Origin of the sequence: Cloacibacillus sp. (genome assembly GCF_020860125.1) — a bacterium.
Taxonomy (GTDB): Bacteria; Synergistota; Synergistia; order Synergistales; family Synergistaceae; genus Cloacibacillus.
Genome location: NZ_JAJBUX010000030.1, coordinates 1 through 11,903, shown reverse-complemented (window position 1 = coordinate 11,903; position 11,903 = coordinate 1). Strand labels below are relative to the sequence as shown.

Annotated in this window: 13 protein-coding genes and 2 riboswitches; of the genes, 9 read left to right on the top strand and 4 right to left on the bottom strand. The window is 60.6% G+C overall.

Annotated elements, in window-relative coordinates; translation table 11 throughout:
• Positions 1 to 43: 43 nt before the first annotated feature.
• The 4 genes from LIO98_RS03880 to pepT all read left to right on the top strand — a co-directional run bounded on the left by LIO98_RS03880 (position 44) and on the right by pepT (position 4,462).
• On the top strand, positions 44 to 2,008 hold the full coding sequence (locus tag LIO98_RS03880; RefSeq protein ID WP_291953474.1) for a UvrD-helicase domain-containing protein: 1,965 nt from the start codon (positions 44 to 46) through the stop codon (positions 2,006 to 2,008).
• Positions 1,968 to 2,546: a dephospho-CoA kinase gene (locus LIO98_RS03875; protein WP_291953473.1), complete on the top strand. Its 579-nt coding sequence runs from the start codon at positions 1,968 to 1,970 to the stop codon at positions 2,544 to 2,546. The genes LIO98_RS03880 and LIO98_RS03875 overlap by 41 nt, the downstream gene beginning before the upstream one ends.
• Positions 2,547 to 2,614: 68 nt before the next feature.
• A complete protein-coding gene (locus tag LIO98_RS03870; protein WP_291953472.1) occupies positions 2,615 to 3,157 on the top strand; it encodes a YgjV family protein in 543 nt (180 codons plus the stop codon).
• A gap of 69 nt (positions 3,158 to 3,226) precedes the next feature.
• Positions 3,227 to 4,462, top strand: coding sequence for a peptidase T (gene pepT, locus LIO98_RS03865; protein ID WP_291953471.1), 1,236 nt, complete (start codon positions 3,227 to 3,229; stop codon positions 4,460 to 4,462).
• A 122-nt stretch (positions 4,463 to 4,584) separates the two neighbouring features.
• On the opposite strand, the gene thiW is transcribed toward pepT, so the two are convergent.
• The 4 genes from thiW to thiD are packed head-to-tail and all read right to left on the bottom strand — an operon-like array spanning position 4,585 to position 7,376.
• Entirely contained in the window at positions 4,585 to 5,109 is a 525-nt protein-coding gene (thiW, locus tag LIO98_RS03860) for an energy coupling factor transporter S component ThiW (protein ID WP_066745972.1), read from the bottom strand.
• A 51-nt stretch (positions 5,110 to 5,160) separates the two neighbouring features.
• Positions 5,161 to 5,811 (bottom strand): thiamine phosphate synthase, encoded by a 651-nt coding sequence (thiE, locus tag LIO98_RS03855; protein WP_291953470.1) that lies wholly within the window; start codon positions 5,809 to 5,811, stop codon positions 5,161 to 5,163.
• 1 nt (position 5,812) lies between these two features.
• Entirely contained in the window at positions 5,813 to 6,553 is a 741-nt protein-coding gene (locus tag LIO98_RS03850) for a hydroxyethylthiazole kinase (protein WP_291953469.1), read from the bottom strand.
• Positions 6,546 to 7,376 (bottom strand): bifunctional hydroxymethylpyrimidine kinase/phosphomethylpyrimidine kinase, encoded by an 831-nt coding sequence (thiD, locus tag LIO98_RS03845; protein ID WP_291953468.1) that lies wholly within the window; start codon positions 7,374 to 7,376, stop codon positions 6,546 to 6,548. Before thiD ends, LIO98_RS03850 begins: the two co-directional genes overlap by 8 nt.
• 54 nt (positions 7,377 to 7,430) lie before the next feature.
• A riboswitch (TPP riboswitch) is annotated at positions 7,431 to 7,533 on the bottom strand.
• A gap of 63 nt (positions 7,534 to 7,596) precedes the next feature.
• A riboswitch (TPP riboswitch) is annotated at positions 7,597 to 7,700 on the top strand.
• Between the two features lie 48 nt (positions 7,701 to 7,748).
• On the opposite strand from thiD, the gene thiT reads away from it, so the two are divergent.
• The 5 genes from thiT to surE all read left to right on the top strand — a co-directional run.
• Positions 7,749 to 8,249 carry an energy-coupled thiamine transporter ThiT gene (gene thiT / locus LIO98_RS03840; RefSeq protein WP_291953467.1) on the top strand — a complete coding sequence of 167 codons (501 nt, stop codon included), beginning with the start codon at positions 7,749 to 7,751 and terminating at the stop codon, positions 8,247 to 8,249.
• Positions 8,250 to 8,265: 16 nt separating this feature from the next.
• Complete coding sequence (locus LIO98_RS03835) at positions 8,266 to 8,982, top strand: thiamine diphosphokinase (RefSeq protein ID WP_291953466.1); 717 nt, start codon at positions 8,266 to 8,268, stop codon at positions 8,980 to 8,982.
• A 105-nt stretch (positions 8,983 to 9,087) separates the two neighbouring features.
• Positions 9,088 to 10,392, top strand: coding sequence for a nickel-dependent lactate racemase (gene larA, locus LIO98_RS03830; RefSeq protein ID WP_291953465.1), 1,305 nt, complete (start codon positions 9,088 to 9,090; stop codon positions 10,390 to 10,392).
• 94 nt (positions 10,393 to 10,486) lie between these two features.
• On the top strand, positions 10,487 to 11,104 hold the full coding sequence (locus LIO98_RS03825; protein WP_291953464.1) for a site-2 protease family protein: 618 nt from the start codon (positions 10,487 to 10,489) through the stop codon (positions 11,102 to 11,104).
• Positions 11,105 to 11,118: 14 nt separating this feature from the next.
• Positions 11,119 to 11,903 (top strand): 5'/3'-nucleotidase SurE (surE, locus tag LIO98_RS03820; protein ID WP_291953463.1); only part of this gene is annotated, 785 nt, incomplete at its 3' end.

Sequence of the window (11,903 nt, the reverse complement as noted above, 5' to 3'; positions counted from 1 at the left end):
CAGGAGGTAATTTAGTCTATATTTTATTAAGGACGTGTGGCTCATGGTTTGTGAAATGATAGAATCGCTCAATCCGCGCCAGCGCGAGGCCGTGACTTACTGCGACGGGCCTCAGGTCGTGCTTGCGGGCGCGGGCAGCGGCAAAACTAAGGTGCTTACGACGAAGATCGCCTACCTTATACAGGAACAGAATATCCGCCCCTGGCGCATACTCGCGCTCACCTTTACGAACAAGGCGGCGCGCGAGATGAAGAGCCGGGCCGAGGCGATCTTCGACGGTAATTTACAGGGGCTGGAGATATCGACCTTCCACGCATACGGGCTGAGGTTTCTGCACCGCTATTCGGAGGCGCTTCAGAAGCTCGGACATCCCTATCCGTTCGTGATCTTTGACCGCGGTGACACCAAAGCGGTCGTCAAGCGGGCGATGGCGGAGCTGAACATAGACCCGAAGAAGCTGGAGATGTCCGCGGCGCTTGACATGATATCGCAGGCCAAGACGAAGGCGAACCCCGTGTCGCGCGAGCCTAAGATATCGGATCGCTGGCGCACCCTCTACGACACCTACCAAAAACAACTGAAAATGCAGGGCGCTCTCGACTTCGACGACCTGATGGTGATGCCGCTGCACATCCTTGCCACCAACCGCGAGGTGCTCGATCACGAGCGTTCGCGCCTGGACTGGGTGCTTGTCGACGAGTATCAGGACGTGAACCATCCGCAGTATCTCCTGCTGCGCTGTCTGGTCGACGACGGACGCAAGATAATGGTCGTCGGCGACCCGGATCAGTCTATCTATGGCTGGTGCGGCGCGGAGATGGCGATGATCCTTAACTTTGAGCGCGACTTTAAGGGCTCGAAGATGACGATATTGGACCAGAATTACCGATCGACGGGGAATATCCTTGACGGGGCCAACGGCGTGATAAAGAACAACGACGACCGCCACCCGAAGGATCTCTGGACCGCCGCCGAGCGCGGGCGGCTGATAAACGTGCGGCGGAGCTTCAAGGATTCGGACGAGGCGGAGTGGATCGCGAAAAAGATTGAGTCGCTGCACGACGACGGCTACGCCTACGGGGAGATGGCGATCCTCTACCGTATGAACGTCCTGAGCCGCGGCATGGAGCAGGCGCTGCTGGAGCGTTCGATACCTTACCGCGTCATCCGCGGCGTCGCCTTCTATGAGCGCGCCGAGGTCAAGGACGCCCTCTCGATGCTGCGTCTCGCCGTCAATCCGCGCGACGCCATTTCGCTGGCGCGCGTCGCCAACATTCCGACGCGCGGGCTCGGAAAAAAGAGTGTAGAGCTGCTGGGCGAGGCGATCGCGGCGCTGGAGTCCGCCGGTGCGGAGGAGCTGTGGAAATCGGTCCTCGCGAATGGCGGCGGCCTCAAGGGCAAGCAGGGCGGCGGCGCGAAGGCGCTCGCCTCCGACATGCTCGCGATCCTCGCGAACGAGGACAACATCGGTGAGGCGGTGCGCACGATCATCGACTCAAACGGATACGAAAAGTATCTGCGCGACGAGTATCCTGACGACTGGGAGGAGCGCGTGGAGAACGTGATGGAAATTCTTTCCATCGTCTCGCCGGAGAGCGACATTACGCAGGCTCTGACGGAAATACCGCTGATAACCGACCAGGATTCGCCCGAAGGCATGGAGGACTCCGTCAACATGCTGACGCTGCACGCGGCGAAGGGCCTTGAGTTCCCCGTGGTCTTCCTCATCGGGCTTGAGGAGGGTATCTTCCCGAGCGCCCGCTCCGTCACGGGCGAGGGCGATATCGCGGAGGAGCGGCGTCTCTGCTATGTCGGGATGACGCGCGCGCGGGAGCAGCTTTACATCAGCTGCGCCTCGAGCCGCCTGCTCTTTGGCGGCATCCAGCGCAATCCGATGTCGCGTTTCCTCGGCGAGATACCGAAAGATGTCAAAGAATTTACAGACGACGCGCAGGGAGGCGGCTATCATGCCGACAATAGGGCTAACGGGCGACGTTGGCGCTGGTAAGAGCATGCTCTGTAAAGAGTGGGCCGCGATGGGGGCGCGCGTTATAGATTCGGATAGCGTCGCGCGCTCCCTATGGGACGACCCGCAGATACAGAGGGAGGCGGAAAAGCGTTGGGGCGCCGGTTTTTTCAACGCGCCGCACAGGGAGTTGTGGGCGAAGATCGCCGCGAAGATATTCACCGACGAAGAGGAGTACCGCTTCGCCTCAAAGCTGCTGCACAAGAGGACGATGGATGAGATAAAGGAGATGGCGGACGCGGCCGGCGGCTGGGTGGTGGTGGAGATACCTCTGCTCTACGAGGCCGGGTACGACGGCTGGCTTGATTATGTGGTCTACGCCGCCGCCCCCTTCGAGAAGCGTGTCGAACGCAACGCGAAGCGCTGCTGGAACGCCGAAGAGGTCTCCCGTCGTGAGAACAGGCTTTTGCCGAGCGAAGAGAAGATGGCCAGGGCCGACTTTGTTCTGGTAAACGACGGCACGGAGGAGCGGTGGCGGGAGAAGGCGCGGGAGCTGGGCGCAAAGCTGGCCTCGCTGTGAAGGCCGACCTATTTTGCCGCCGCGCCCGCTTTTGGCGGCGGAATATGACAGCCGGAGATGAGCGATAAATGGACTGGCATTATATACTGGCACAGGCGATAGGGTTTGGTGGTGCGGCGATGCTCATCGGCGCATATCAGTGCAAAACGTCGCACCGTCTTTTCGGGATGCAGATCTGCGGACATCTGCTCTATATCATCCACTTTTTTATGCTGGGCGCCCTCTCCGGCGCGACGACCCTCTTTATTGCGCTGCTGCGCGGCGTCATTTTATTTAACGCTAAAAAACGCTGGGCCCGCAGCCCGCTGTGGCTGTGGCTTTTTATCGGCCTCTTTGCCGCCGGCTGTTTTGCGACCTGGACGGACGCATTCAGCCTGCTGCCCTGCGCCGCGATGATCGTCACCACCTCGGCGATGTGGAGCACCAACGGTAAGAAGATCAGGCTGGCGAATATGTTTGTCAGTTCGCCCTTCTGGCTTGTCTACGACGCGCACGCTGGATCATGGTCCGGCGTGCTCTGCGAGCTTTTTGCGATATCCTCGATAATGATCTCCATATTCCGCTACGGGCTGAAGGCTCTCGACGTGGACGAGAGTGCCGGTAACGGCTAGGGCGCGGCCGCTGCCGGAAACGCGGCGGCGCCTGCGGTTTATTACGGGAATAAGAAAGGAAAAGGAATAATGAAAGCGTATGAACGTCTGCTTGAATATGTGCGCATCGCCAGCGCCTCCGACGAAAAGGGCGCGGGCAGCCCGAGCGCGCCGGGCATCTGGGATATGGCGCGTCTGCTTGAGAGGGAGATGCGGGAGATGGGGCTCTCCGAGGTTTGCATCGACGAGCACTGCTATCTTTATGCCGCCATTCCTGCGAATATAGAGGCGGAGGCCGCCGTCCTTGGCCTTATCGCCCATATGGACGTCTCGCCCGCCTCGCCCTGCGAAGATATCAGGACGCGCCTGGTGGACTACGGCGGCGGCGATATTGTTCTCTGCGAAGATAAAAATATCGTCATGAGGGTCTCCGATTTTCCCTTTCTGGAGGATTACGAGGGGAAGAGGCTCATCGTCACCGACGGCACGACTCTGCTCGGCACGGACGACAAGGCGGGGATCGCCGAGATCCTGACGATGGCGGAGCGGCTGCTGGCCGACGATTCGATCAGGCACGGCAAGATCGTGATAGCCTTCACTCCCGACGAGGAGATCGGGCGCGGTACGGAACATTTCGACCTGAAAAGGTTCGGCGCCGACTTTGCCTATACAGTGGACGGCGGCCGCTTCGGCGAGATATCCTACGAAAATTTCAACGCCTCGGCGGCTCATGTCTCTTTCACGGGACGCAGCGTCCATCCGGGGACGGCGAAGAATGTTTTGATAAACGCGCAGCTGCTGGCGATGGAGTTTTTCTCGATGCTGCCGGCGGCGGAACGTCCCGAAAATACCGAGGGGCGCGAGGGCTTTTTCCTTCTCGACGAGAGCGGCGGCGGCGTGGAGAGCGCCTTTCAGCGGTATATCCTTCGTGACCACGACGGGCGGAGGCTCAGGGCGCGCGAGGATATGATACGTGAGGCGGCGCGCCGCATCAATGAAAGGTACGGCGAGGGCCGCGCGGAGCCGGTGATAACGCAGACATACCGCAACATGGCCGAGGTGGTCGAAAAATATCCGTTTATGATCGATATCGCGAAGGAGGCCGTCAGGGCGGCGGGCGGCGAGCCATTCATCGCCCCGATACGCGGCGGCACGGACGGGGCGAACCTCTCTTTTATGGGGCTGCCCTGCCCTAATCTCGGGACGGCGAGCCACAACCATCACGGACGGCTGGAATTCGCCTGCGCCGATGATATGGAGCTGGTCGTCGGGATGCTGGTGAAGATCGCGGAGGCGTACGCGTCGATAGATAAAAGGCAGCGGTAAAGGCGGGACGCGGCGCTGAAATATTAAAGGCGCCGGAGCGGCGGCGGTCGATTCCCCGCGCTACGGCGCCTGCCGTTTATGGACGGCGGCGTCCGCCGCCGTGAGGTCCGGCGAAGTTGTTTTTAAATCATCGCCCCGAAGGTGCGCGTCAGCACCATCCTCTTTTGCAGGCAGTAGACGAGCAGAGCGCCGATCACCGCGCCGGGGACGGAGCTCATGAGGAAGGAGCCGGAGAAGAAGAGGAAGCCGATGCCCTTGCCGAGGATGGGGCCGAGAACCTTCGCTCCTACCCAGGCTCCGACGATGCCCGTACCGACCGGCTCGGCGCAGGCGGCGCAGACCTTGTATCTTTCGGGCAGGGCCTTAGCCGCGAGGCCGACAAACAGCGCGCCGAACATGCTTCCCGGGAAGGCGAAGAGGCTGCCCGTGCCCATCAGGTTTCTGATGACGCTCGTCGTAAAGGCCGCGCCTACCGCCCACCAGGGGCCGAGGATTATCCCCGCGAGCACGTTTATCGTGTGCTGAAAGGGGAAGCACTTGGTCGGCCCCATGGGGATCGAGACGACGGAGAGCACCACGCCGGCCGCCGCGAAGGCTCCGGCGAGAACCGCCCTTTTAAATAGCTTTTTTCTTTCTTCGTTCTGCATTTTTATTACCTCCAGGTTCAATAAATTTTACAAAAAAGTTACCGGCGTGCCTCAGCAGCCGAGGCTCTTGTCTATCTCCCTCATCAGCGCCTTCGCGGCCTCTCTGGGGTCGGCGGCCCTCATCACCGCGCCGGAGAGCGATATCCCGCTGCATCCGCAGCCGGCGAGACGGGAGACGTTCGCGAGCCCGATGCCGCCGATGGCCACCGAAGGGATATCAACCGCCGCAAGCGCCTCTTTGATGCCCTCCGGGCCGATGACGACGGCGTCGTCCTTGGTTGCGGTGCCGAAGGCCGTGCCGCAGCCGATGTAGTCCGCGCCCAGCCGCTGGGCCTCGCGCGCGAGCTCCGGCGTGCGCGCCGTGCCGCCGATGATAAAGTCCGGCCCCGCGATCCGCCGCGCCGCGCCGACCGGCAGATCTTTTTGCCCGAGGTGGACGCCGTCGGCTCCCGCCGCGAGGGCGATATCCAGCCGGTCGTTGACCAGCAGCGCCGCGCCGCGCGCGTGACAGAGATCTTTCAGCGCCAGCGCCGTATTGTAACATTCGCGCCCCGTCCAGCTCTTTACGCGCAGCTGGACCGCTGTGACGCCGCCTTCGAGAGCGGCGGCCGTCTTCCCGAGCACATCGTCCGGCGTATCGCCCTCGCCGCAGATCAGATAGAGGCGGAGCTGTTCCGCGAGTCTTTTCCTGTCTACCGCCAAATTATTTCACCTCATTCCGTAATATGGAGCCGTATTCAGCAAGCATGTCCATGAATTTTATTCTGAAAGAATAGGGGCCCTCCGTATCCGCTGCGGCCTCCGCCGCCGCGCGGCGGAAGAGCCTCAGTGCGCGCCGCGCCGCCTCCAGCGGCCTTTCCCCCGCGCAGTAGAGCGCCGTCGCGCTGCCGAGCGCGCAGCCGATCCCGCTGGTGCCGCGCAGCAGCGGCGAGCCTCCGTCAATGACGAAGCTGTTCCTTCCGTCGGAGATGTTGTCCGTCTCTCCGGTGCTGTAGACGGTGCAGCCGTATTTTTTCGCGCACGCTTCGACGAGCCGCGCCGCGCCGTTTACCGCCGTGTCGCAGGAGACGCCGCGCGGAGCCGCGCCGCTGCCGCCGAGAGCGCCGATCTCCGCCTCGTTGCCCTTTATCACGGAGAAGCGGAATTCGGCGAGCAGCGCGTCGGCGATATCCGTGCGGTATTTTGAAAATCCGTAGCCGACGAGGTCTATCACTATCGGCACGTTGTTTTTCGCCGCCGCGGAGGCCGCCGCGCGGTAGAGCGCAAGGGCGTCGTCAGGCGGCGTGCCGATGTTGATCAGCAGCGCGTCGCAGGTGGCGGCGATCTCTCCCGCCTCCGCGATCTGGCGCGACATTATCGAAGCGCCGCCGAGCAGCGCGACGCAGTCGGCCTGGAGCTGCGCGGAGACGCCGTTCGTTATCTGGTAGACGAGAGGCCTAGCCATGAACGATCTCGGTCCACGGCATGGTGACGGCGTGTCCGAGGCAGCCCGCGCCGTGCCCCGCCGTCACCCCGTAGTGAAGTCCCGCCCGTAGGTACTGCCGCGCGCGTGCCACCGCCTCCTCAAGTCCGAGACCGGCGGCAAGCTCCGCGGCGATTGCCGAGCTCAGAGTACAGCCGGTGCCGTGGTTTGCCGTCGTCTCAATCCTTCTGTCCTGCAGCAGCGAGATTTTGCCGTCCGCGAGCAGCACGTCCGTGATGATCTCCGGCTCGCCCGCGAGATGGCCGCCCTTGACGAGCACCGCGCCGCAGCCGAGCTTTGCGATCTCGCGCGCCGCGGCCGTCATCTCCTCGACGCTCTCTATCCTCATCCCCGTCAGCTTTTCGGCCTCCGGGAGGTTAGGGGTGACGATCGACGCCAACGGCACGATGATCTCCTTCACCGCCTCGACGGCGTCGGCGGCGAGCAGGGAGTCCCCGCTCTGGGCCACCATCACCGGATCGACGACGATCTTTTTTATTCCCAGCTCCGACAGCCCTTCGGCGACGGCCCTGATCGTTTCGCGGTTGCCGAGCATCCCCGTCTTGACCGCGCCGAGCGGGAAATCATTGCCCACGGCGAGTATCTGCGCCTTGATTATCTCCGGCGGCGCGTTATGGATGCCGGTCACCCCGAGAGAATTTTGAACGGTGAGCGCCGTTATCGCCGAGGTCCCGAAGACCTTCAGAGCCGCGAAAGTCTTTAGATCGGCCTGAATCCCCGCGCCGCCGCCGGAATCGCTTCCCGCGACGGTCATCGCTATTCCGCGGTATATCCCATATTTCATCGCCATACCCCTTTTCAAAATAAAAACCCCGCTCTAATCAGAGCGGGGCATCTTTTCTTTTCTCGGCCTCGCTCCCTACGCCGGCATTAACCGGATCAGGTCTGGGGTCGAAGTCAAAAACTTCCTCTCAGCTTCTTAAGCTCCCCCGGAGTCGCAGTTATTATCATCCTAACGAACGGTACTGTCAACTTGACAAAGATGGGGCGAGTTGTTAAAACATTCTTAACATCGGGGGAGTCGCGAGGCTGAGAAATTGACGCATGTCATGACCCTTTGAACCTGATACGGATAACGCCGTCGTAGGGAAGATGGAGAAATCATTTACCTTTTCTTTCATCTCCGGTGTAATAATGACCTCTGGAGGATGCAGCAATGAAAATACCGCTTAGGATACTCGTCGAGGGGGCCCTCTCCATCGCTCTTGCCGTGGTGCTCTCTTATTTCAAACTTTTCTCGATGCCGCAGGGCGGCTCCGTGAGCCTCACGCTGCTGCCGCTGCTGATTTTCGCGTTCAGGAACGGCTGGCGCTACGGAATATTCGTCGGCGTGGTCACGGGGCTTCTGCGTCTTATGCTCGGCGGCTACGTGGTGCATCCGCTCCAGGCGCTGCTTGACTATCCCGTTGCCAGCGGGCTGATCGGGATCGCGGGATTCTTCCCGCGGGAAAAATGGCTCGGCGTGCTTTGCGCCTGTTTCGCGAACTTTGCCGCGGCGGTGCTTTCGGGCGTCGTATTTTTCGCCTCTTACGCGCCGGAGGGGACCAATATCTGGCTCTATTCGATACTCTACAACGGGAGCAGCGTACTTCCCGAGACTGCCATTCTGATGGTGCTCGTATATATAATAATGCCGAGGCTGGAAAAATTCAGGTAAAGGAGGGGGCCGCCGTATGGAGACGACAAGACTGCCGCAGGTGACGATAGAGCAGGATAATGGGACGGGAGTGGATTCCGCTCTGATGGTGCTTGGCGGCAGGGAGCCTTCGCCCCTTTGGCTCTCGGAGCTTGCTTTCCGCGGCGAGGTGTGGGCGGTCGACCGGGGGATAGAGGCCTGCCGCCGCGCGGGGATCATCCCTCGGCGTCTTATCGGCGACTGCGACAGCGCCTCCGCCGAAAGCTGGCGCTGGGCGGAGGATAACGGTGTTCCCATAGAGAGGTATCAGAGCGAAAAAGACCTGACCGATTTTCAGCTGGCGCTCGATATCTTCCGCGAAAAAAATAAAGATCGGGTAAAAAAAATATTTTTAACGGGCGCCTGGGGCGGCAGATTTGACCATTTATGGAGCCTAGTCCTCTCTTTTTTGAACTTTTCCTCTCCGCACGTTCCTTTTTGCATCGCCGACGAGAGGGAGGGGCTGGTCCTCATTGAGGGACCCGCGGAGGCGGCCTTCACCTTTACGCGGAGACCGAAGGCGCTCTCACTCTTATCTTTTTCCGATAGCTGTACCGGCGTATCGATCGCCGGCGTCCGCTGGCCCCTTAACGAGGTCGTGCTCCGCCTTGGCTTTCCCTACGCGATAAGCAACCGTCTTGACGGCGGGCGGCGCGCGCGCGCCGGCTGCGAAAGCGGCCTGCTCGGTTTTTACTGGGTATGGGACGAAGCGTAATCTCCGGCGCGGATTGTGTAAAGCCTCTCTTTCACCGCGCGGTGATGGCTGTATAATATAACGCGCAAAAATTTTTCTGCCTGGGCAGGAAGGGAAGCGAAAAATATGTCACGCCATTCATTGAAATACGGCGGCGGGGAATTTAAAGTAAACCTCCCCGACGAGCTTATAAAAGAGGTAGTCGAACCAAACCATGTGGAGCTGCTGCCCGGCACTCCGGAAGAACATGTGCGCCGCTCGCTCGAGTCGCCGGTGGGCACGCCGCCCTTCGACGAAATATTCCACGCCGGAGAAAAGGTCTGTATCGCGATCTCCGATATCACGCGCCAGTGGCAGTCCCCGGCGGTCGTCGTACCGCTGCTTGTCGAGCGGCTCAACCGGCTGGGCATCCCGGACGCGGATATCACCGTCCTGTCGGGGACCGGCACGCACCGGCGGCAGACGAGCGCGGAGCACGATGCTCTTATCACGGCGGAGCTCTGCGGGCGTGTCAGGATAATCGACCACAGCTGTACCGAGAGCGAGTGCACCTATCTGGGGACCACTTCGCGCGGGACGCCGGTGAAGATAAATTCCATCGCAGCAGGGAGCGACCGGCTCATCCTTGTGGGCGGCGTGGTTTATCACTTTCTCGCGGGGTTTGGCGGCGGCGTGAAGAACATTCTTCCCGGGATATCGGCGCGTGAGACGATCATGAAAAACCACGCGCTGGCGCTGAACGAAGGGCTGGGGAGCGGGACAAATCCCGACGTCCGCAGCGGAAACATCTCTGCTAGCAACCCCTTTCACATGGACCAGGTCGAGGCGGCGCGGATGGTGAAGCCAGACTTTATCGTCAACGTCGTTGTGGACGGTGATTATAAAGTCATAAAGGCCTTCGCCGGTGATGTCATTGAGGCGCACCGCGCGGCGGCGAAGCTCGTCTCCGACATAGACGCCGTGCCGATCGAAAGAAAATATCCGCTCTGCATCGCCACCGCGGGCGGCTTTCCGAAAGACATCAACCTCTACCAGACCTCCAAGACGCTCTGCAACGTGCTTGCGGCGGCGGAGAGGGGCGGCACCATCATTGTGATGTCGCGCTGCGGCGAGGGCTTCGGCGATCCCGACTGCGAGTCGCAGATAAGGGACTATGACAGCCTCTATGACCGCGAGGTGGCGCTGCGGGACAATTTCTCGATTGGGGCCTATATCGGATACCTCTTCTGCGAGGCCGCGGAGAAGTTCAACTTCATCATGGTCACCGACATTCCCCGCGAGTCCTTCGCGAAGATGAAGATAACGGCCGCCGCGACGCTTGACGAGGCCCTTGAAGCCGCGAAGAGGCTCAATGGCGGCACTCTGGAGATGCCAGTCTGCCTCATGCCGCACGGCGCGGAGACACTGCCGCATATACGTGGGGAAGAATAAGGGATATTCTGATTCCACACAGATAGGTATGGCGGCATTGTCGTGTTAAAATATCTCATGTGATTTTGACAGAAAAAATTAAGGATGTGTTTGAATGCTGGGAAATCTATTTTCTGCCGAGGGAATATCGGAGCTGCTTTTAAGCCTGCCCGCCGTCCTCTGGGCCATCACCTTTCACGAATATTGCCACGGCCTCGCCGCCAAGATGCTGGGCGACACCACGGCTGAGCGCGCGGGGCGGCTCTCGCTGAACCCGCTGGACCATTTGGACCCGCTGGGCGCGCTCTGTCTGCTGCTCTTCCGCTTCGGCTGGGCGAAACCGGTGCCGATAGACACGCGCTTCTTCAAGCATCCCAAACGCGACATAATCATCGTCAGCCTTGCGGGCGTCGCCGGCAATATGCTGACGGCTTTCGTCTGCGCGCAGCTCGTGCGCTTTGTCCCCGGGCTCTTTGTCAGTTGGGGGGCGCGGCAGTTAATCCTGCTGATGATCTATATCAACCTCGGCCTGGCGGCCTTCAACCTCATCCCGATACCGCCGCTTGACGGCTCGCGCATACTCTACGTCCTGCTGCCCTACCAGTGGATGAAATACTACTTCTGGCTTGAGCGCTACGGCATGTTCGTCATCGTCGGCCTGCTGGTGCTGGGGGTATTCCCCTATATCATGCGCCCGATCATGGCTCTGCTTTTCAGCATATTACTGATATAGGCGGTATTTGAAAGATGAAAAAAATACTTATAACGAACGATGACGGGATCTTCGCCGAGGGCATTCAGACGCTTGCGAAGGCCTTTCACGCCGCCGGCTACGAGGTGCTCGCCGTCGCCCCCGACCGGGAACGCAGCGCCTCTGGCCATTCGATGACTATGGACAGGCCGCTGCAGATCAAAAAGATAGAGAATAAGATGCTCGCGGACGGCTTCACCGCCTACTCCTGCGACGGCACGCCCACGGACTGCGTGATCATGGGCATCGACGTGCTCCATTTCGTCCCCGACCTCGTCCTATCAGGCATCAACTGCGGGCCGAACCTCGGCGACGACCTCACCTATTCCGGAACAGCCTGCGCCGCGATGGAGGGGCTCATTTTCGGCTATCCGTCGATAGCCGTCTCGCTCGTATGCGGTTCAACTTCGCCGGAAAAACATTTTAACACCGCCGCCGAGGCCGCGCTTCAGACGGCGCGCTGGCTCGCCGGCCATCCGCTGCCAGAGGGCGTCATGTACAACGTCAACGTTCCCAACGAGGGGCTGGCGGATATCGCCGGCGTGCGCCTCACCCGCAAGGGAAAACGCCGCTATCATGACAAGATAACGGTCGTCAGGACGCCCTTCGGAGGAGAGGCCTACTGGGTTGGCGGCAGCATCCACGACGAGCTGCACGAAGACACCGACGTCTGGGCCGTCGCGCATAAATACGTCTCCGTCACCCCCGTGCATCTTGAGATGACCTCCTTTGACTCTTACAATGCCGCGAAAGAGACAGCAATGGAGGCGGAGATATACAG